This window comes from Allobosea sp. R86505 (genome assembly GCF_042466375.1).
Taxonomy (GTDB): Bacteria; Pseudomonadota; Alphaproteobacteria; order Rhizobiales; family Beijerinckiaceae; genus Allobosea.
In genome coordinates, this window is record NZ_JAXHPY010000001.1 from 3952665 (window position 1) to 3972261 (window position 19597).

The window sequence follows — 19597 nt, forward strand, 5'->3', positions numbered from 1 at the left end:
TCCTCAGAGGGTCGTGAAGGCGAGCTGGCCGGCCGATTCCAGCGACAGGTCGAAGGTGACCTCGCCGGCATGGTCGCCGCGATATTCCAGGCTCGAGAGCTGGAACGGGCCGGTCACGGTGCCGAAATCGGGCACGATCACCTGCCAGTCGCGGATCACGCCGTCGAAGAAGATCTGGCGGACCAGCGCGTCCGAGGCCTCGTCCTTGAAGATGCCGGCGCCGCTGATCGCGGCGCGGCGCATGCCGGCTCCCGCCAGCAATTCGCGCCAGCGACCGGCGGATTCGGAATGTGTGACATCCACCGTCTCCGCATTGAAGGCGATCTGGCGCGCCCTCAGCCCGGCGACGGTGACGAACACCCCGCCCGCATCCGCCGCCTTGAGCAGCAGGTCCTTGCCCTTCTGTGCCGACATCCGGCCTCTCCCTCATCACGATATGCTTGAAATCAGAGCGCTTCCGTCACGGCGCGAAAGCGGATCGCGACGGATGCCAGACCGGTCGCGGCGTCGCGGGCCAGGCGGTTCGAGCGCCAGCGCAGATTGACCAGCCGGTGGCCCGACAGCGTGAGACCGGCCCCGTCGAGCAGAACGACGATGCGTGCGGTGGCTTCCAGCGCCAGCCGCGACGAGCCGCTCTCGCCGGCCCAGACGGTGAGGCCGAACTCCTGCTCGCAACCGCTGTCGCTGCCGGTCGACCAGTCGCGCGCCTCGACCTCGCCATGCACGATGTAGGTGCCGCTAGCGCCACGCGGCGCCTCGTCATGGATGCGTGCGGGGCCGATCAGGGCCGTGAGGCCAGGATCGGCTTCGAGCCGCGCCTGGACCGCGGCGCGAAGGGCCAGAATGGAGTCGCTCACGGTCCGATCTCCTGCACCAGACAGACCAGCCGGCGCCGGCCGCCAACGGGGTCGGCCACCGCGCGGATGTCGAAGAGGCGGTCGCCGTCGCGCAGGCGCTGGCCGGCATCGACCCCGGCGCGCCAGCGCAGGGTGACGCGGTGCGTCGCGGCCTGTTCGGGCCGGCCGCGGCGCCAGTGCTCGCCGCCGGCAAGCCATTCGAGCTGGGCCCAGACGGCGGCGACCGTCTCGTAGGCCTGCGTCGTTCCGCCGAGACCGTCGGGCGTCGCCACCGCCGCCTCCAGCAGAAGCCGCCGCCGCAGCGCCCCGACGGGGGCCCGATCCTGATTCGAAGGCGCCATGGCTCAGAGCCTCGCGCGGCGGAACGGCGCGATCAGCGCCAGGATCTCGGGCGGCAGCGCCTCGGCATCGCGCCCGACGACGTCGCCGCGATGCTCGAACCAGCGCGCGGCAAGGCGCAGGACCGCCTGTCGGAGCAGGGCCGGAACCGCGGCCGCGGTCGCTCCGAAGCCGGCCACGACGTCGATCTCGATCGCGCCCTGGGCGCGGCCGATTTCCGGCACCTCCCCGACCACCTGCAGGAGCGGCGGATCGGCGCTGGTGTCGAGACGCAGCCCGGACGGCCCGACCGGCTGGGCGATGCCGAGCGCGTCATAGACCCGCGCGGCCGTGATCGCTCCGACGGGCGAGAGCGGTAGCCGCAGCGCGCCGCCCTGCGGCCAGCGATCGATCACGATGCGCCAGGTCTGATCGACGAGCAGGCGTCCCGACGCGGCTTCCACCATCAGCCGGGCGGCCGTGATCAGCGTGGCGAGCAGATCGTCCTCCGCCACCTCCTCGAGGCGCAGGAAGGTGCGCGCCTCGGCCAGCGAGACCGGCTCCTCGGCCGGTGGGGTCAGGGCAAGCGGCGTCATGGGCGCTCCGATCGAGGGTTCAATTGCGGGGAGCGACGCGCTATCGAGCGTCTCCCTTCACCGGAGAAGCGCGATGCGCATCGGACGTCTGATCAGCCTGGGCAGCGTCGTCTGCGGTCTGGCGCTGGCCGTGCCCCCGGCCGGCGCCGTGGTCGGCGGCCGGGAGGGCGGGCCGCTCGGAGGCTCGACACTGATGGTCCTGAACGCACGCGGCGGCGTGTGCACCGGCATCGTGCTGTCGCCGCGAAGCGTTCTCACCGCAGCCCATTGCGCGGCGGGCGGCACCGAGCTGCGCATCCACTGGAAGGAAGGCGGCGAGCCTGTTCTGCTGCCCACTGCCGCCGTCGCGATGCATCCGGACTTCCGCGCCAACGCCGTCGCGACGCGGCAGCGCTCGATCGACCTCGCCTTGCTGCGCCTGGCGCAGCCCCTGCCCCGCCGGTTCACGCCGGCCGATCTGCAGGACGGCGCGCCGCCGCGCAGCGGGGCGCCGGTCGTGCTGGCCGGGTATGGCGTCTCGCGCGAGGGCGAGGCCCGCAGCACCGGCGTCTATCGCTCGGCAGCCCTCGCAGTGGTCGAGCCCTATGGGCCCGGCAAGGTGCTGCTCTGGGCGGCCGACCCCGTCGGCGCCGGGAAGAGGGCCGGCCCGGGCGCCTGCCAGGGCGATTCCGGCGGTCCGATGGTGGGACGCGACGGCGACGGTGTCGTCGCGGTCACGAGCTGGTCGACCGGCCCTTCGGGGAAAAGCTGCGGCCTGCTCAGCCAGGGCGTTCTCGTCGCGCCGCAACGCCGCTGGATCGATGGAACGCTGGCCGGCTGGGGCGAGCGTGCCAACTGGTCGCCGGGGTCGTGAGGCAAAAGGCTGGACTGCGGCGGCGCAGCCCTTAGATTAAAGGCGGTATCTCAACCGGTTCGCATCATGACACCGCGCCGCTTTTTCTTCGTCCTGGCCTGCGCCCTTCTCGTCGGCATCACGCCGGCGCTGGCGGTGGTGGGCGGCGTGCCGTCGCAGGATGTGCGCGGTGCCCGGGCCTCGACGCTGCGGGTCGAGACCAGCCGCGGCGAACTCTGCTCCGGCGCCGCGATCGCCCCGGAACTGGTGCTGACCGCGGCACATTGCCTGATGGGCGGTGGATCGGTCAGCGTCGTCAGCCTCGACACCCGGTTCCGCGCCCGCCGGCATGCCGTCATCGCCGTCTTGCCGCATCCCAGCTTCGTGCCCGGAACGACTCCGCGCACGCAGCCGGGCGCCGACCTCGCGATCCTCAGGCTGGCTGCGCCCCTCCCCGCCGACATCCAGCCCGTCACCCTGGGCGGCAGTCTCTGGCAGGGCGAGACCGTGACCATGGCCGGCTTCGGCCTCTCGATCGAGACCAACAAGAAAACGGCGCGCCGCCTGCGCGAGACGCGGCTGGTCAATGCCGGCAACTACACAACGCAGAACACGGTCAAGGTCGCGGTCGATGCCGCGGCCAAGGGCGAGACCCCCGGCGCCGGCGCCTGCCGCGGCGATTCCGGCGGCCCCGTCCTGCGCGGCGACATCCGCTCGCGCGATCTTGTCGGGATCGTGAGCTGGTCGAGCGGCCCGCTCAACACGCGCGAGCGGCGCATCTGCGGCGGCTTCACCGCGATCACGCCGATCAGCGAGCACCGGGTCTGGATCACCGACTCGGCCGCGCGGCTGCTGGCGCTCGGCCCCAGGCCGCGCCTCGCCGAACGGGCCCAGCCCGCGGCGGGCTACAGCTGGTGGTTCGCCCGCTGAGGCCGGTCGTCCTCGGCGGGCGAAGAGACCCGCTCAGACGGCGAACCGCAGCCCCTTGATCGCGGCGAAGTCCTGCACGCCGCCGCCGACGCGCTTGGTGGTGTAGAACAGCACATAGGGCTTGGCGGAATAGGGATCGCGCAGGATGCGGACGCCCGCCCGGTCGACGACCAGATAGCCGCGCCGGAAGTCGCCGAAGGCGAGCGCGATGGCGTTGTTGGCGATGTCCGGCATGGTCTCCGCCTCAACCAGCGGAAAGCCCATCAGCGTGGCGGGCGCGCCGATCGAGGCCGGCGGCTGCCAGAGATACTGGCCGGTCGAGTCCTTGAACTTGCGCACGGTGCCTTGCGTCTTGCGGTTCATCACGAAGGACGCGTTCTGGCGATAGCCGGCCTTCAGCGCATAGACGAGATCGACCAGGATGTCGGAGGGGCTGGCAGCGGCAAAGGCGCCCGCGACGCCGGTGTTGAGCACGCCGATATTGCCCCAGCTCCAGCTCGCCTCCGCCACCATCGGATAGGCCAGGAAACCCTTGGGCTTGTCGATGCCGTCACCATTGACGAAGGCCGCGCCCTCCTGCTCGGCGAAGGCGCTCTCAACCTCCTCGGCGATCCACTGGTCGAGGTTGACGATGGCGTCGTCGAGCAGGGTCTGCGTCGCCGCCGGCATGGCGTAGAGCTCCATCGCCGGGAAGCTCAGCTCCGCCAGGGTGGGCGAGCCGGTCTGCGGGCGCGCCGCGGTCTCGCCGACCCAGCCGGAGGCCGGGCCGGTGGTCGAGAACGCCTTCTTGTAGGTGCCCGACGAGATCGTCCGCACCGTCGCCAGGGCGCGGATCGGCGAGGCCGTCGAAAGCCGACGCAGGATCTCGCTCTCGACGCTGGAGGGCGCGAGATAGCCGCCATCGGGGCCCGAGCCGGCCGAGAGCGCCTTGGCCTCGAGCCGCTTGAGCCCGCTCGCCTCGCCGCTGCGGACATAGGCCGCGAAGGCGGCCTTGTGCTCGCCGACCAGCGGGTCGCGCGGCTCGTCGCGGCCGAGCGCCGGGCGGCTGCGGTCGAGCGTCAGCCGGTCGAGACGGCGCGTCGCCTCGTCGAGCGCGGTGTCGATGCGCGCCATCTTCTCCTCGGTCAGCGGGTCGACGCCGCGGCGGCTCTCGATCTGGGCCAGGCGCTCGTCATTGCTGACGCGGTAGCTTTCCAGCGTGTAGCGCAGGTCGTCGAAGGCCAGCGACAGATCGGCGCCGGCGGCCTTGCTCTCGGGAGCGTGGTTGACAGTGGTCATGGTCTCTCCTTCGGGAAAAAACGGTTTCAGGCGTGAGCGAAGGCGGCGTGAGATGAAGGCTGCGCGCTGCGCAGCGCCTTGACGGCGGAGATCCGCGCCTGCGGCAGCATCGGGAAGGTGACGATCGAGATCTCCCAGAGGTCGATCCGCTCGAGCCGGCGCAGGCCGCTGCGCGGCTCGGTGCGGGCGCGCTCGGAGCGGAAGCCGATCGAGAGCCCATCCACCGCGCCTTCGCGCATCAGGGCGTGGATCTCCCGGGCGCGGGCGACGGCGAGCGAGAGCTGGCCCCGGACGAAAAGCCCGCGCGAATCCTCGGTGAGCGCGAGCCAGCGGCCGATCGGCTCGGCGGGATCATGCTGCCAGAGCAGTTTGACCCCGCCCGGCCCGCGCCGCACCAGACTCTCGCGAAAGGCGCCGCGCTCGACGATGTCCTTGCCGAGATCGGCGACGCCGAACAGGCTCGCATAGCCCTCGAACAGCCCGTCGAGGCCGATGCGCGCCGGCGGCAGCGGCAGGAACTTGGACTCGCGGGCGAAGGGGCCGGCGGGAGGCAACGCCCTCATCGCGCCCGCTCCCCGGCCTTGCCGACGCGACCCGTACCGCCTTCCAGCCGGGCCAGATGGCGCAGGAAGCGGCCAAAGGTCTCGGTGTTGGCCGGCCCGCGCGCCGGCTGCCGCGGCGGGTTGCGGCCCGGGCCGGAGGCTTTCGGCGGGGCGGGCTTCTGGTCTGCGGAACGCGTCATGGCTGGTCCCCCTCGTGACGGGCGTTGAAGCGGTTGAGTTCGCGCACGAAATCGTCGAAGCGCCGGTTGGCGGCGGTCAGTTCGCGCAGCACGAAGAAGGCGAAGCCCGAGGCGCAGGCTGCCCAGAGCAGCAACCCGAGATGGCCGACATCGGCGCGCCCGACGAAGGCGGTGACGATCTGGTCGAGCAGGTTCATGGGCTGACCCCTCCCCCTCCGGGCGCCCGGCCGTAGCCGACCGCCTCGCGCTTCTCGTCCTCGCTGAGGAAGGTCGCCGCGCCGAGCCGGCGCCAGAGCGATTCGCGCTCCTCGGCGAGCGCCTCGATGGCGTCGAGATCGGGCTCCAGCATCAGCTCGCCGCCGAAGGCCGGCCCCAACCACTGCGCCAGCGACTGCGCGGTGCGCCTGACCAGCGGGATCGCAGTCTGGCGCCAGAAGGCGCGGTTGGCCTCGGCGAAATTGGCATGGGTGTTGTCGCCGGGCAGGCCGAGCAGCAGCGGCGGCACGCCGAAGGCGAGCGCGATCTCGCGCGCCGCGACGCCCTTGGCCGCGACGAAATCGAGTTCCGCCGGCGTCAGCGAGAGCGGCTTCCAGCTATCAACCAAACACACCGAAAATCTTCTGCACTACCCCTCACCGGACGACGAAGATGCGTGCCGTGGATCGCTCGGCCGCCTAGCTGGCTCGCGTTGGCCACCGCGGATGGAGGTCGTCAATCACGACGGCGTGGGCATGGTGTGCACCGTCTCCCATGAGATGCGGATGGTCAGCCGGGAGGTCGGGGTGATCATGTTGGAGCGCACCGGCGGTGCCTGCGGGCCAGAGCATTGCGGCCGCGATGGTCGCAACGATGGTGGCCAGCGCGAAGAGGCCCGCCAGTGTCGCCAGTGGCAGCGACGCACCGAGCCACCCCGCAAGGGGATAAGTGACCAGCCAGCAAGCGTGTGACAGCGCGAACTGCGCGGCGAAAACGGCCGGCCGATCCTCAGCGTGGGCAGAGCGTCTCAGGAGGCGCCCAGAGGGTGTCTGCGTGGCCGAGTACCCGCACCCCAGCAAGGCCCACGTCAGGAGCAGGAGGCCCCATCCAGAGGTCGTGGCGGCGGGCGCAAAGGCCCAGCCATTGGCATGAAGAACTGCCGCGAAGGCCCCCAAGACGAGGGCGAGGAACGTCGCAGCGGTCAACATCACCGTGCGGTCAGCAACGCGCCCCAGCACCCGCGGCAACGTCAGGGCGGAGAACATGGACCCGGCGCCGAAGCAGGCGAGCGCGAGGGCGACCGCGTTGTCGTCGAGGCCGAGGCGACCCTTCACGATCACCACGGTGTTGACGATGACCAATGCGCCCCCCATCGCCACCGCCATGTTCAGCGCAAGCAACCCTCGAAGCCGAGGCGTCGCGAGGTAGATGCGCGAACCGCGGGTGGTCTTGTCATAGATGCCGCCGTCGCGCGGCTTGGCTGGGGAGACGGGCAGCGTGACCGACAAGACCAGCGCAGCCGAGATCAGGAAACCCACCACAGTCCCGGCAAACAGCCAATGGAAGTTGATGACGGTCAGAAGCGCGGCGGCCAGCATCGGGCTAACGATGCTTTCGAGATCATACGCCAGCCGTGAGAGCGACAGGGCGTTGGTGTAGTCCTCTTCGTCCGGCAGCACGTCGGGGATGGTCGCCTGAAAGGTCGGGGTGAAGGCGGCTGAAGCCGATTGCAGGACGAAGACGGCGAGGTAGACCTGCCATACCTCCGTGATGAAGGGCAGTGACAAGGCGATAGCCGCCCTGACCAAATCCATCGAGATCAGGAAGGCCCGCCGGGGCAGCTGGGCGGAGAAGGCACCGACGAAGGGGGCGACCGTGACGTAGGCGACCATCTTAATGGCCAGCGCCGTGCCTAGGACAGCACCAGCCTTGTCCCCGGCGATGTCGAAGGCGAGCAGTCCAAGAGCGACCGTTAGAAGGCCAGTGCCGACCAACGCGATGATCTGGGCGGAGAAGAGCCGTCCGTAGATGCGATGTGCGAGTACCTTGAACATGCCGGCCTCAGAGGAACTTGGTGATCTGCTTGAACTCGTCGATGGGCCGACGCTTCTCGGCCGGCAGGTCGCCCACGGCCTCGTCGAGACAATGGTCGAGATGGTCCTGCACCAGCGTCCGCTTGGCCTGCGAGATGGCGCTCTCGACCGCCTGAAGCTGGGTCGCGATGTCGAGGCAGGGTCGGCCCTCTTCGATCATCTGGACGACCTTGGCGAGGTGCCCACCAGCCCGCTTGAGGCGCTTGACGATGGCCGGGTGGGTGGCGTGGCGATGGGGCTCTGACATCCCTCGCTTGTATCCCCCTAGGGGGGATGCTTGAAGACCGACAGGGTCGACATCAGCATCAACGCCTCGTTAAGAATGACGCCGGAGATTGCTCGGGAATGACGCGTCGCAGCACCGCCCACTTGATGAAGCTCGTCGTCACCTTCGTGGTGGCGGCCGGCATGCTGCTGTCCGCGGCCCACGTCGCGACCAGTCATAACCCGGCTGTCCTCGTGCAGGCCGAGACCGAGCGCCACGCTCAACTTGCCGTCGAAGTTGCCGATCATGGGCACTCCCATTTCGACGGCGAGGAGGCCGAGCGTCTCCCCGGCCATCTCCACGGCCACAACTCTGCCGACCACATCCACGACGCGGCGATGATCCTCCCCGTGCCCGGCCTACGCACGCGGGCGCCGGTTCGGGTGACCATGCCGGCCATTCAGGAACGCACCACGTTAGGCCTCCAGCACGGCCTAGATCGTCCACCGAGACGCCTCGTCGCCTGACGTGCGCCGCAGTCAGCGGCGTTCCCCAACGACGACAATCTCGGAACCCAGATGAAACGATCCTCAATCGAGGGGCGCCGCAAGTTGCGTGCGCTGCCCGTCTTACTACTCGTCGCGATGCTGGGGCTCATCAGCCTCAACGCCGCCTTCGCCCACGCAGTTGCTGAAGGCGACAAGGGCTACATCAAGGAGATCACTGGCATCCATCTGCTGCCCTTCACCTATCTCGGGGCGAAGCACATGGTCACCGGCTACGACCATATCCTGTTCCTGTTCGGGGTGATCTTCTTCCTCTACCGGCTGAACGACATCGCGATCTACGTCAGCCTGTTCGCGCTCGGCCATTCGACGACCATGCTACTCGGCGTCTACTTCAACGTCGGCATGAACAGCTACATCATCGACGCGATCATCGGCCTGTCAGTCGTCTATAAGGCCCTCGACAACATGGGGGCCTACCAGCGATGGTTTGGCTTCCAGCCCAACACCAAGGCCGCCACGCTGATCTTCGGCCTGTTCCACGGCCTCGGCCTGTCGACGAAAATCCTTGAGTACAACATCTCGCCGGACGGCCTCGTCCCGAACCTCCTCGCCTTCAATTTAGGCGTTGAACTCGGGCAACTGACGGCGCTCGCGATGATCCTCATCGCCATGGGCTACTGGCGCCGCACCGCAGGGTTCTGGCGCCACGCCTACGCGGCCAACGTCTGGATGCTCACCGCGGGCTTCGTCCTCGTCGGCTACCAGCTCACCGGCTTCTTCGTCTCCTGACCTTCAAGGAACTCATCCGATGTACAACACCGACATTCCGACCCGCGCCGAGCTGCCAACGACCAAGCAGCTCTTGCGCTCCACCGTCATCGCCTTCGTGTCGGCAGTGGCGATCCTTGTGACCATCGTCCTACCGGCGGAGTACGCCATCGACCCCACTGGCATAGGGCGAACCTTGCAGTTGACCGACATGGGCGAGATCAAGGCCCAGCTCGCTCAAGAGGCCGAGGCGGATCGTGCTCGCGACCGCCAAGCCCCTGCGACGCCCGCAGAAGCCCCTCCAGCCACCCCGGCTCCCGACAAGCAATCGAGCCTGCTTGGCACCATCCTGGCGAACCTCTTCGTGACCCCCGCGCAAGCCCAAACGGCCTCCCGGACGGATGAAACGGTCATCACCCTGAAGCCCAATGAGGGGGTCGAGTACAAGCTCACCATGAAGGCGGGGGCGAAGGTGAACTTCAGCTGGGCGACGGACAACGGGGCCGTGAACTATGACATGCACGGCACGCCTGCCGGGGGCGCCAAGGAGAAGAGCTACAAACAAGGCCGCGGCGCCGCCAGTGACGAAGGCGTTCTCACTGCCGAGAGCGATGGTGTGCATGGCTGGTTCTTCCGCAACCGCGGGCGGGCGGACGTCACGATCAAGCTGAAGACCAACGGCGCCTACACCGAGATCAAGCGCATGATCTGAAGGTGGGCGGGGGTGTTAGATCCGGAGCACCCCCGCTCTCCGGCAGAAAAATCTGAGAGCCCATCTACCTTAGCGCGGGCGTCCATTTCCCCCCGTGCCCCGGCACCACTGTCGCGGTCGTCGACAGCCTTCCGGCGCCCACGTACCGCGGTCGGGGATCAAGGGCACCATCCCCTCAAGCCGCACGCCGATGGCCGCCCCAAGCCGCTCCCAGCTCCACCACAAGCGTTCCGCAGGGCTTGCCCTAGTGGACCGTTCCACGATCAACCCATGCCGTTCCATACGAGTGGTCCATTGACATTCACGGCAACATCTTAGAACCTAGTGGAACGTCACCACTGGAGATCGCCCATGCTCATCGGATACGCTCGCACCTCCACCCTCGACCAGACAGCCGGCCTTGAAGCCCAACACCGGGACCTTATCGAGGTGGGCTGCGAGCGGACCTACATTGAACAGGTCTCGTCGGTGGACGTTGGCGAGCGGCTGGAGCTAGCCCGCGCCCTCGACAATCTCCGTTCGGGGGACGTGCTCGTCGTAACCAAGCTGGACCGCCTCGCCCGGTCCATGTCCCATCTCATGGAGTTACTGAAGCTCGTCGAGGCCAAGGGCGCCACCCTTCGCATTCTGTCCATGAACCTCGACACCGGGACACCCACGGGACGCCTGATGCTGAACGTACTGGGAAGCGTGGCCCAGTTCGAGCGGGAGATCATGCTGGAACGCCAAAGGGAGGGCATCGCGAAGGCCAAGGCGGCCGGCAAGTACAAGGGCCGGGCTCCGACAGCGCGGGCGAAGGAGGCGCAGATTGTGGCGCTGGCTGCGGAGGACGTGAGCCTGTCGGCAATCGCAAGGCAGCTGGGGATCGGGAAGGCCAGCGTCCACCGCATCCTGAAGGGACAGCGCCCGGCCGGAAGTAGCTGATGCCCCTGCCCCGATTGCCCGTAAATCTCAGCGGTTGCCATCGGCCGTCATCCCCAAAGCCAGACGCAAGCGACAATAAGCATTGCGGCCCATACCGCGACTATCACGATGGCTCCCGCCGTGTTTCGAGGCCGCTGAATGCATTGGTCGGCCTCCGATCTGAACTCCTCCATGAGAGCAATCGGGATCAGTTTGATCGCCAGCGCTATTCCGGCGGGGACGAGCAGAAGGTCGTCGAGATAGCCCAGCACCGGGATGAAGTCGGGGATGAGGTCGATGGGGCTCAGCGCGTAGGCCGCCACCACGGTGGCTACCAGCTTGGCGACCAACGGGGTGCGAGGATCACGAGCAGCTACCCAGAGGGCCACGACATCGCGCTTCAGCGCCCGCGCCCACTGTTTGATCAGGTCCAGCATGAGGGCTCCAATCATCGATCCGTGCCCCCCTGCAAGGCAGCCGTCCAAGTATCTTAGTGCGGTTCCAGTGGACATCCGCGGGAAAACCGCGCGGGCACCCCAAGGGAAGCTGGACAAGGGGACGAGTGCCCCCTCACGTCAGATCGCAATCCACCCCTTCACCGCAGGTAGAGCGTGCAGCACGTCAACCTCAGCTTCTTTGTCGAACTGGGCGGATCGATCGCCCTGTTGAAGTCATTCGCAAAACGCGAAGCGGACGTCCCCTTCTTTGAAGCGTGGCCCCCTCTCGGCGACCTCATGGAGAAACTCTCCCGCCTCGTGGATAACGGCCACCCGATCCGCCTAGAGACCAGCGCCAACCCCGCCTACACCCTGTTGACTGAGCTGAGGGGCATAAGACAGCGCCACTTCGACGGGCCGGACGGAGTACTCGACACCTCCAAGAACTGGGGCGCCTCGTCGGTCCCGGCATGGGAGTTCGTCGTCCTCAGCATCGACTTTTTTCATAACGTGCTCGCGGCGGAGTTCACGAACTCAGCGACGTTCACCGTCCCTCAGCGGTGGGGCTATCGCACCCCTACGCTGATCCTCGACGCGGCCTCGTGCGCTGAGCTGGGAGGGCGGGAGGACTTTCAAGGGACGCCTCTGATCGACTTCCGAGAGGCAGGCAAATGCTTAGCATTCGAGATGCCGACCGCGAGCGGCTTCCACTCTGCAAGAGCGGTCGAGGCCATCCTTCAACGCTACTATCGTGCCTTCATCGGGCCGGTCCCGGAGCGGGCGACGATGGGTTACCTCGTTCCGCAACTCGAAGAGGCGAGCAAGGCCAAGGGGGTGGAACATCCTGATCAAAGGACCGTTATAACCTTGCGCGAAATCAAAGACCTAGATCGAAATCCTCTTGCGCACCCCGAGGCCACCCTAGACATGGTGAGCGCGAAGGCGCTGTTTGAGCTAGCCGGCATCGCCATCTGGCGCATGTTGAATGAGATTGATCAGCATGGCAGCAACGGGCCAGTGAAGATGGCACCGCCGGAAGGGTGACGATCTCTCAGCGGGGTGCAGTCACTGCACTTCCTGAGGACGGACAGCCGCCCATCTAAACCCGCTTGCGAGGCGCCAGTCGCGAATGTATTTCCGCGTCTGTCTGTCAGGGGACGGACGCAACTTATTGGATCATCGGATGGCTGGCGCATGCCGTGCTCCGGGGTGCGGCCAGCTGGCCACCCGCTACGGGCACTTCTGCACGACCCACAAGAGCCGCTGGAGGCGGCATGGCGATGCCGGGCAGGTGGGCATCACCAAGGAGGTCCTCAAGCCCTATGTGGACCTCGTGCGGGCCAGGATCGCCAAGAACCCGGACAACCCCACATGGGCCACCTGCGACGACCGTTGGCGGGCAGTCGTGGACCACGCGAAGGGCATCCTCGCGGAGGCCAGCAGGGGCGTGCCGGGCGACAGGAACGAGCGGACGGCGGCCAAGGCCATTGTAAGGATCGGTGCCGATGTTGAGCCCCGTGTGGTCGTCGAAACCGTCCTTGCCATGTACATGATGATGGATCTTGAGGCCCGTCGGTTCCGCTCTGACAGTGCCTTCAGGACGCAGTTGGTCCGCCGCGTCATGCGCCTCAGCGAGGTCAACGTGGCTGAGTGGCATGACCACCAGACGGGACGCGTGAGGCGGACCTACAGGGACTTCACGCCCGGTGCTTCAGACGTCATCAGCGGGTGGCTGATCGAGACGCTCGGGGTTGTTGGGCTTCACATGGCCAAGCTCCATCGGTCCGACATCGAGCAGGCCGGACAGGCGAAAGCCGACTTTCACAAGGCATTGACTGACCTGACATGAGCACGAGTTTCCAACGGACCGCCGCGTCCATGGCCATCAGCGAGCTGCGTGCCCTACCCCGGCCTGCGGAGGTCCCGCCACGGCCCAAGAACCTCCCAGCGGTGTCCATCACGATACTTGAGGAGCTTTTCCAGCCCCGCGAGATGAACGAGCAGAACATCTCGCTGCTGACGAGGGCCGTACGGACGCATGGGGTGTTGACGCCGGTTGTGGTCTGGGCGGCGGGGGACAACGTCTACCTGCTCGATGGCCACCACCGCATGGCCGCCTACAAGGAGGCGAAATGGGCGGATGAGGTCCCTGTCGAGTTCTTCGAGGGGACCGTTGAGGACGCCTTGGCCGAGGCTGGCGAGCGCAACTCCCACGTCCGCCTGCCTATGACCAACGCCGATAAGCAGAACCACGCGTGGAAGATGGAGGCGCTGGGCAGCTACTCGCTCAACTTCATTGCCGCGAAGGCTGGCGTCAGCAAGGCACAAGTGGCCCGCATGAGGGTCGCCAAGAAAACCCTTGGCAACCTCGCCCAGTGCTTCGAGACGTGGCGGGCTGCTCGGATGCATGCTGATGGAATGGAGCCTCAACCTGAGTTCGATGCAGAGACATTCAAGGACGAGCAGTCCCGCAGGTACGCGGACCGGCTGGCCGAGGAGTTCGGCAACAAGCTCTCCAGCAACACCGAGGTGGCCGCCATGGCCTTCGCCATTCACTTCGGCCGGAAGCTCCCCGATCTTTTCAACCAGCTACGGGACGTGATGACGCCGGAGCAGATCGCACGGGCCGCCGAAGAGGCCGAGGACGAGGAGGAAGACGTCGGCATCTGACGCTCTCCTGTCTCATCCCTAGGATGTCCAAATGAGACACCCTGAGAGGTCACGCGCTCACCAGAACCGGCCATGTCCTTCGGCTGAGAGCCACCAGATGAACAGCAGGATTGCAGCGACAGTACACAGGTTCGCGGGCCACCCTCGGGCGACGAGTTGAGCGCCCTTCCAGCGGACCTCGATTTCATTTCGGCTTGGTTTCGCCATTGCCATCGGCCCTCCTGCTGGTGCGCCTCGTCGGCTTGATTGGATAAAACATCGGGCCCCAGTTCAGATACGAGTGCCCGCCGCTTTTCCAGACGAACTCAAGGTGACCTCGTGGCTTCCTGCGTGATGCTTCTCGGTCGAAGTGGATGATGACGTGGTCAAGAACCTGCCGCAGCAGGATTTGAGCCCTCGGCCGGACTTCGCCCTCTCCACTCTCCAGCAGGTCGTCGAGATCGGTCAGGCGCTTCAGCACGACGGGTTGAGCGGTGTCACGGATAGCCACCTCAATCTCCAGCTTCTGCGCTTTCATCTCGACGAGCTGGCCTGCTGCCGGTTTTGTGGACACGCAGTTAAGCTAATCCCACGTTCCGCTCGAACTCAACCGGGCTGAGATAGCCGATGGTTGAGTGCCTGCGGATGGTGTTGTAGAACCTCTCGACGTAGTCGAACACATCTGCCCTGGCCGCGTCGCGCGTGCGGTAGATCTGGCCCCTGATCCGCTCGGTTTTCAGCGAGGAGAAGAAGCTCTCCATCGCGGCGTTGTCCCAGACGTTGCCGGATCGGCTCATCGAGCAGGTGACCCCGTTTTCGGCCAGCAGTTCCTGGAAGTGCTGGCTGGTGTATTGGCTGCCCTGATCCGAGTGGTGCAGCAGGGCGTCGGGCTTGCCACGGCGCCAGATCGCCATGATGAGCGCATCTGTCACGAGCGCGGCCGTCATTTCGGCCTTCATCGACCAGCCGACGACGCGCCGCGAGAACAGGTCGATCACGACAGCGACGTAGAGCCAGCCCTCGGCCGTCGAGACATAGGTGAAGTCGGCGATCCAACGCTGATTCGGCCGCATCGCCGTGAACTGGCGATCGAGAACATTGGGCGCGATAGCCGAGATCGGCCGCTCGCCGCAATCTTTTGGAAGGCCTCGCCGGCGGGGACGTGCCCGCAAGGCTTGAGCGCGCATCAGTCGTTCGATCCTGTGCAAACCGCAGGAGACGCCCTCCGCCAAGACATCGCGCCAGACCCGACGAGCGCCATAGGTTCGGTCGCTGGCCTTGAAGCTCGCGCGGACCTTGGCGCCAACCACCTCGTCGTCCACGGAGCGCTGGCTCGGCGAGCGCGTCAGCCAGGCATGGAATCCGGAGCGGGAGACATCCAGCGCGTCGCAAAGCCATGCCACCGGCCAGATCGAACGGTGCCTCGCGATGAAAGCAAATCTCATATCGCTTCCCTCGCGAAGTAGGCTGCGGCCTTTTTTAGGATGTCGCGCTCCGCCTTGAGCTTGGTCACCTCACGCCGTAGCCGCTCGATCTCGAGCTGCTCGGGCTTCAACTGACCAGGTCCGGGAAAGGCCTGCGCCGGATCGGCGGCAAATTCCTTCACCCATTTGCGCAGCTGGTTCTCGTGGACCTCCAGATCCCGAGCCGCCTGCGCGACGCTCACACCGCGATCCTTGATCAGGCGAACCGCCTCGATCTTGAACTCACGCCCAAATCGTCTTCGCTGCATCTGCCACCTCCGGCTTCATGAAACACCCAATCTCGGTGTCCACGAAACCGGCAGCAGGCCAAGCGCCTCGTCCAGCAGCGCCAATCGGTCGACGAGTTGCGGCAAGGGACGTTGCGAGATGGCCTCGACCAACGAGCGGGCCAGATCTTGCGTTTCGCTGATCCCCACCTCGATCTGGTTAAGCTCCTCGGTGAGGTCCGCGTCATGTGTCGGGGCATCCTCGATGAACTTGAACATCTGGTCCCGAAGCGTGTCCTCCAAGGTCTCTTGTCGCACCGTGCGGCACTCGCAGGATTGGCCGAGCTTCGCATTCTGGCAGACGAAGACGTGATAGAAGGGCTTGGGAGCCTGCCCCTTCCGCGTCCGAACCATCGGGCCGCCGCACTCCTCGCACTTTACCAGCCCCGAGAACATCGAGGCGATGGCCCTAGTCGACGGTCCCGCTACGGCTTTATCGAGGGCTCTTACGGCCTCGAAGGTCTCTTGGGCGATGACGGCAGGATAGTAGTTGAGGATCGGCTCCAGCGGCTCCCTACGCCCACCAATCATCCGATGGGGAACGAACGTCCCGACCACGGCCGGGTGATTGAGGACGAGCCGTACATAGGATCGATGCCACCACTTCGCTCTTCCGAAAGGCTTGAGGCCCTCCTTGTTGAAGATCGCGGTGATGGCATGCTGCCCCAGTCCTTGGAGGGTCAGATCGTAGATGCGGCGCACGATGGCGGCCCGCTCCTCTATGACCTCAAACCCCTTGCCGACCCGCTGGAGCCATGCCGGAACAAGCGACGTGATGGCCTCCCCCGCAGCCGCCCGAGTTCGCTTCCGGGTCCAGTCGGCCTTGATCCGCTGGGACTTGGTCTCGCTCTCCTCGTTCGCGCGGATCATCTCCAGAAGGGAGACCAGAAGGTCCATAGGGTTCGCGTTGACGGTTGCCCTGGAGTATTCCTTCGGCGTGCCCTTCAGGGTTACTAGGACGATGCCGGCATTGACGATCTGAAGGAATGTGGCCTGCGCGTCGAGGATGGCCTCGCGGGAAACTCGGTCCAGACTTTCAACGAGAAGGTAGCTGCCCGATGGGATGATCTCCTCTTCGACAGCGTCGAGGAATGCCCTCAAGGCCCCACCCTTGCGGCGGTTCTTTCCCGAGAAGGCCGAGACGCCAAGGTCCTCGAAGGAGGTTGTACGGTCGAGTTCCAAACCTCGCTGGCGGCAGTATTCCTCGGCGAGCGCAAGCTGGCGGCGGTGACTGTCCCCCTTGCTCTGCTCTGCCGTGGAAAATCGCAGGTAGCTGTATGCCTTGGGCTTAGCCGCTGTGGTGTCGTGCATGATGTCCTCGCCGAAGCAGTCCTATCTTCGGTGTCCATTGAGCACAACTGGTTCCAGTCGAGCCCGCCCTCCAGCAGCAGCGGCCGTCCGGCATTGCGGGCACCCTGGAAGCTGTCCTCCAGCTCGGCTTTCAGCCGCTCGAACTGCGCGTCGGTGAGGCTCGCCCCGTCGGGCCCGTCATAAACCAGCGCGCCGGAGGGTCGGGCCGCATTGTCGAGCAGGCCCTTGTGCCAGGCGCTGGCGGCATTGTGGATGTCGAGCGAGCAGGCGGCGGCCTCGATCGGCGAGAGGCCGTAATGGTCGTCGACCGGGTGAAACAGCGTCAGATGCAGGATCGGCGGAACCACGCCGTCATCCTGCCGGAAGCGGATGGTGTCGCCGCCGACGCTGTAATCATAAGCCTCCGGCCAGCCATCGCGCCCGGGCACAACCTTCATCCGGTCGGGTCGCAGCGCGTAGAGTTCGCGCGGCTCGCGGCCCGTGCCGGCCGCCTCGACATAGGCGTTGCCGGCGACCAGCAGATGGCCGAACAGCATCTCGCGGAAGGCGATGCCGCCCTGGCGCGGATTGGGCCTGTCAATCAGCGCGAGTGCCGGATGCTCGGGCCTCTCCCGGTCGCCGACCTTGGCGATCAGCGGGGTCTGCGCCGCGGCCTCGGCGATCAACCTGACGCAGCGGTGCACGACCGGATTGCGCTCATAGCCCTCGCGGGCGAGCGCCGCATAATCGCGCGGCGTCCAGACCGGGCGGCCGGCCTCATGCAGCGCGATCAGCGGCCCGACGCGCGAGCGCTTGCGTTCCGGCGCGGCGGAGCCGCGCAGGTGGCGAAGGAAATTGAGCATGGACGTCTCGCTGTTGAAGCGTTGATGGCCTTGCCGTCATGCTCGGGCTCGACCCGAGCATCTCGGAAACCAGGGTCTTCTCGTCCCGAGATTCTCGGGTCTTCGCTGCGCTACGCCCGAGAATGACGAGGTCTAAATCCCCCTCACCCGCGGCCGGCCCTTGGGGCCGAGCATCAGATGGGTCAGCGCCCAGACGAGCGCGTCGAGCCGGTCGGGCGAGCGGCCGGAGCTGAGGCCGCCGGGGCCGAAATCACACATCTCGTCTTCCAGCGCCGGAAAGGCGCCGGCATGGCGCACCCGCCCCTGCGCATAGAGCGCCGCCACTGGCTCGGCCCGCAGATATTTGCCGCGCGTCGCCCTGACCGCACTGACCGGCACGCCGGCATCGACCTCGCGGATGACCGCGGTCGCCATCTCGCCGCCCTGGTTGACCTCGACGACGAGCGCATCGGCCTCGAAGCGCCGGTAGAGCGCGACCGCCTTGGCCGCCCATTCATGCGGGCGGGCACCCGCCACCGTCCCATCCTCCAGCACATGGCCGATTCCGTCGCTGTCGACGCCGGCGACGACCAGCCCGCAGGAATCGGCCCGCGCCGAGGACGAGGCCGGCGGATCGACCGCCGCCACGATCCGCGCCAGAGCCGGCGCCGCCGGCTCGCGGCAGTCCTCGATCATCGCCCGCGTCCAGAGCGCATCGGCGCTTTCCTCGACCAGTTCGCCGTCGAGTTCCTGCCGGCCGAGCCGCGTGCCGCCATAGCTGAGCGTCACGCTGCGGATGAAATCGGCCGCGAGGTTGAAGCGGTTGGCGCTCGTCGCGGCGCGGCTGACGGCCACTTCAGGATCAGCCAGCAGCCGCTTGATCAGCGGCACGGGACGCGGCGTCGTCGTGATGATCTGGCGCGGCCGGTCGCCGAGGCGAAGCCCGAATTGCAGCATGTCCCAGGTCTCCTGAAGGTTCGGCCATTTCGCCAGTTCATCGGACCAGGCGGCGCCAAATTGCGGGCCGCGCAACCCTTCCGGATCTTCCGCCGAAAAGGCCTGCGCGATGGCGCCATTGGGCCATTCGAGCCGACGCCGCGAGGGATACCAACTCGGCCGCTCCCAGCGCGTGTGGATCGAGAGCAGCCCGGAGACACCCTCGATCATGACGTCGCGGACCTGGCCTTGCGTCTCGCCGACCAGCGCGATCCGTTCCGTCGCCGCCCGCGCATAAGGCTCCTGCCCCAGCGCCATGCCCTTGACCCATTCGGCGCCGGTGCGGGTCTTGCCCGCGCCACGGCCGCCGAGCACCAGCCAGACACCCCGGATCGGGGGCGGCGGCGGCATCTGGTCCGGCCGCGCCCAGATCGTCCATTCGACGATCAGCACCTCGTATTGGTCAGGCGTCGCCGTCGACAGGAGTTGCCGCAACAGCGGGATCCGTCTCTCCGGCGGCAAGGACTTCAAGACGTCGTGCAAGCTCCTTTCGGAGCTCGGCGACGTGGCGCAGTCCGGCGGCGGGCGAGAGTTCATCGGTGGATCTGTCCTCCCGGCCGGGCGCCGCCGCGTCGAGCGCCACCAGTTCGCGGACCGTGCGGGCCAGCACAGCGAGCGCCTTGGCCTCGGATTCGCTGGCCGCTGCACCCTTCGGCAATTCCTCGAGCCGCGCCTCATGCGCGTCGAGCTGGCGCTGCGCCGCGCGCCAGAGCCGCGTCACCACGGCCTTGCGGGCCACGGACAGACGCTTGCCCTTCGCGACCGGCAGCGCCGGCGCGTCTTCCTCGGGATCGGACATGGGTAAAACCTCGCAGGGCCCGACATGCGAAAGCCGCCGGCGGATGAGCGCGGCGGCTTGGCGTCTGGTCACACTTCGTGAGCGTTCCTGATGTCTAGCGGATCAGCGTGACGCT

Annotated in this window: 25 protein-coding genes and 2 pseudogenes; 9 read left to right on the forward strand and 18 right to left on the reverse strand. The window is 66.9% G+C overall.

Annotated features, from left to right (window positions below; genetic code table 11):
- Positions 1-3: 3 nt before the first annotated feature.
- From SJY11_RS19080 to SJY11_RS19095, 4 genes are read right to left on the reverse strand one after another with little or no spacing between them, the layout of a single operon-like run.
- Positions 4-414, reverse strand: coding sequence for a phage major tail protein, TP901-1 family (locus SJY11_RS19080; RefSeq protein WP_376988320.1), 411 nt, complete (start codon positions 412-414; stop codon positions 4-6).
- A 32-nt stretch (positions 415-446) separates the two neighbouring features.
- Positions 447-857 (reverse strand): DUF3168 domain-containing protein, encoded by a 411-nt coding sequence (locus SJY11_RS19085; protein WP_376988321.1) that lies wholly within the window; start codon positions 855-857, stop codon positions 447-449.
- Positions 854-1198 (reverse strand): phage head closure protein, encoded by a 345-nt coding sequence (locus tag SJY11_RS19090; protein WP_376988322.1) that lies wholly within the window; start codon positions 1196-1198, stop codon positions 854-856. Before SJY11_RS19090 ends, SJY11_RS19085 begins: the two co-directional genes overlap by 4 nt.
- A gap of 3 nt (positions 1199-1201) precedes the next feature.
- The gene (locus SJY11_RS19095; RefSeq protein ID WP_376988323.1) at positions 1202-1771 is read right to left on the reverse strand and encodes a head-tail connector protein; all 570 of its coding nucleotides are present in this window, start codon (positions 1769-1771) and stop codon (positions 1202-1204) included.
- 73 nt (positions 1772-1844) lie between these two features.
- Between SJY11_RS19095 and SJY11_RS19100 the strand changes: the two genes are divergently transcribed.
- Both SJY11_RS19100 and SJY11_RS19105 read left to right on the forward strand, forming a co-directional pair.
- Positions 1845-2624: a S1 family peptidase gene (locus tag SJY11_RS19100; protein ID WP_376988324.1), complete on the forward strand. Its 780-nt coding sequence runs from the start codon at positions 1845-1847 to the stop codon at positions 2622-2624.
- A gap of 66 nt (positions 2625-2690) precedes the next feature.
- On the forward strand, positions 2691-3533 hold the full coding sequence (locus SJY11_RS19105) for a S1 family peptidase (RefSeq protein WP_326912545.1): 843 nt from the start codon (positions 2691-2693) through the stop codon (positions 3531-3533).
- Between the two features lie 33 nt (positions 3534-3566).
- On the opposite strand, the gene SJY11_RS19110 is transcribed toward SJY11_RS19105, so the two are convergent.
- The 7 genes and pseudogenes from SJY11_RS19110 to SJY11_RS19140 all read right to left on the reverse strand — a co-directional run bounded on the left by SJY11_RS19110 (position 3567) and on the right by SJY11_RS19140 (position 7869).
- Positions 3567-4811, reverse strand: coding sequence for a phage major capsid protein (locus SJY11_RS19110; RefSeq protein ID WP_376988325.1), 1245 nt, complete (start codon positions 4809-4811; stop codon positions 3567-3569).
- 26 nt (positions 4812-4837) lie between these two features.
- Positions 4838-5374 carry an HK97 family phage prohead protease gene (locus SJY11_RS19115; RefSeq protein WP_376988326.1) on the reverse strand — a complete coding sequence of 179 codons (537 nt, stop codon included), beginning with the start codon at positions 5372-5374 and terminating at the stop codon, positions 4838-4840.
- Positions 5371-5553, reverse strand: coding sequence for a hypothetical protein (locus SJY11_RS19120; protein WP_376988327.1), 183 nt, complete (start codon positions 5551-5553; stop codon positions 5371-5373). Before SJY11_RS19120 ends, SJY11_RS19115 begins: the two co-directional genes overlap by 4 nt.
- Positions 5550-5750 (reverse strand): hypothetical protein, encoded by a 201-nt coding sequence (locus tag SJY11_RS19125; protein ID WP_326912541.1) that lies wholly within the window; start codon positions 5748-5750, stop codon positions 5550-5552. Before SJY11_RS19125 ends, SJY11_RS19120 begins: the two co-directional genes overlap by 4 nt.
- Positions 5747-6145 (reverse strand): annotated as a pseudogene (locus tag SJY11_RS19130) (phage portal protein); the annotation flags it as partial. The pseudogene SJY11_RS19130 and the gene SJY11_RS19125, both read right to left, overlap by 4 nt.
- Positions 6146-6227: 82 nt before the next feature.
- Positions 6228-7583 carry an MFS transporter gene (locus SJY11_RS19135; RefSeq protein WP_376988328.1) on the reverse strand — a complete coding sequence of 452 codons (1356 nt, stop codon included), beginning with the start codon at positions 7581-7583 and terminating at the stop codon, positions 6228-6230.
- Positions 7584-7590: 7 nt separating this feature from the next.
- Complete coding sequence (locus SJY11_RS19140; RefSeq protein ID WP_376988329.1) at positions 7591-7869, reverse strand: metal-sensing transcriptional repressor; 279 nt, start codon at positions 7867-7869, stop codon at positions 7591-7593.
- A 98-nt stretch (positions 7870-7967) separates the two neighbouring features.
- Between SJY11_RS19140 and SJY11_RS19145 the strand changes: the two genes are divergently transcribed.
- The 4 genes from SJY11_RS19145 to SJY11_RS19160 all read left to right on the forward strand — a co-directional run bounded on the left by SJY11_RS19145 (position 7968) and on the right by SJY11_RS19160 (position 10740).
- Complete coding sequence (locus SJY11_RS19145) at positions 7968-8354, forward strand: hypothetical protein (protein WP_376988330.1); 387 nt, start codon at positions 7968-7970, stop codon at positions 8352-8354.
- A 51-nt stretch (positions 8355-8405) separates the two neighbouring features.
- Positions 8406-9125: a HupE/UreJ family protein gene (locus SJY11_RS19150; RefSeq protein WP_376988331.1), complete on the forward strand. Its 720-nt coding sequence runs from the start codon at positions 8406-8408 to the stop codon at positions 9123-9125.
- 19 nt (positions 9126-9144) lie between these two features.
- The gene (locus SJY11_RS19155) at positions 9145-9816 is read left to right on the forward strand and encodes a transmembrane anchor protein (RefSeq protein WP_376988332.1); all 672 of its coding nucleotides are present in this window, start codon (positions 9145-9147) and stop codon (positions 9814-9816) included.
- Positions 9817-10167: 351 nt separating this feature from the next.
- Entirely contained in the window at positions 10168-10740 is a 573-nt protein-coding gene (locus tag SJY11_RS19160) for a recombinase family protein (protein ID WP_376988333.1), read from the forward strand.
- Positions 10741-10787: 47 nt separating this feature from the next.
- On the opposite strand, the gene SJY11_RS19165 is transcribed toward SJY11_RS19160, so the two are convergent.
- Entirely contained in the window at positions 10788-11156 is a 369-nt protein-coding gene (locus SJY11_RS19165; RefSeq protein WP_376988334.1) for a YkvA family protein, read from the reverse strand.
- A gap of 174 nt (positions 11157-11330) precedes the next feature.
- On the opposite strand from SJY11_RS19165, the gene SJY11_RS19170 reads away from it, so the two are divergent.
- The 3 genes from SJY11_RS19170 to SJY11_RS19180 all read left to right on the forward strand — a co-directional run bounded on the left by SJY11_RS19170 (position 11331) and on the right by SJY11_RS19180 (position 13826).
- Positions 11331-12200 carry a hypothetical protein gene (locus SJY11_RS19170; RefSeq protein ID WP_376988336.1) on the forward strand — a complete coding sequence of 290 codons (870 nt, stop codon included), beginning with the start codon at positions 11331-11333 and terminating at the stop codon, positions 12198-12200.
- A 247-nt stretch (positions 12201-12447) separates the two neighbouring features.
- A complete protein-coding gene (locus SJY11_RS19175; RefSeq protein ID WP_376988337.1) occupies positions 12448-13005 on the forward strand; it encodes a hypothetical protein in 558 nt (185 codons plus the stop codon).
- A gap of 29 nt (positions 13006-13034) precedes the next feature.
- The gene (locus SJY11_RS19180) at positions 13035-13826 is read left to right on the forward strand and encodes a ParB/RepB/Spo0J family partition protein (RefSeq protein ID WP_376988338.1); all 792 of its coding nucleotides are present in this window, start codon (positions 13035-13037) and stop codon (positions 13824-13826) included.
- Between the two features lie 184 nt (positions 13827-14010).
- Here the strand turns inward: SJY11_RS19180 and SJY11_RS19185 are convergent, their stop codons facing one another.
- From SJY11_RS19185 to SJY11_RS19210, 6 genes and pseudogenes are all read right to left on the reverse strand, one after another.
- The gene (locus SJY11_RS19185) at positions 14011-14379 is read right to left on the reverse strand and encodes a hypothetical protein (RefSeq protein WP_376988339.1); all 369 of its coding nucleotides are present in this window, start codon (positions 14377-14379) and stop codon (positions 14011-14013) included.
- Between the two features lie 4 nt (positions 14380-14383).
- A protein-coding gene (locus SJY11_RS19190; RefSeq protein ID WP_376988016.1) for an IS3 family transposase occupies positions 14384-15537 on the reverse strand; the annotation gives its coding sequence in 2 pieces (ribosomal slippage) (positions 14384-15288 and positions 15288-15537; 1155 coding nt in all).
- A gap of 15 nt (positions 15538-15552) precedes the next feature.
- Positions 15553-16866, reverse strand: coding sequence for a recombinase family protein (locus tag SJY11_RS19195; RefSeq protein WP_376988340.1), 1314 nt, complete (start codon positions 16864-16866; stop codon positions 15553-15555).
- A gap of 5 nt (positions 16867-16871) precedes the next feature.
- Positions 16872-17708: pseudogene (locus SJY11_RS19200) on the reverse strand (phage portal protein); the annotation flags it as partial.
- 132 nt (positions 17709-17840) lie between these two features.
- On the reverse strand, positions 17841-19145 hold the full coding sequence (locus SJY11_RS19205) for a DNA-packaging protein (RefSeq protein WP_465247445.1): 1305 nt from the start codon (positions 19143-19145) through the stop codon (positions 17841-17843).
- Positions 19087-19482 carry a hypothetical protein gene (locus SJY11_RS19210; RefSeq protein ID WP_376988341.1) on the reverse strand — a complete coding sequence of 132 codons (396 nt, stop codon included), beginning with the start codon at positions 19480-19482 and terminating at the stop codon, positions 19087-19089. The genes SJY11_RS19205 and SJY11_RS19210 overlap by 59 nt, the downstream gene beginning before the upstream one ends.
- Positions 19483-19597: the final 115 nt, after the last annotated feature.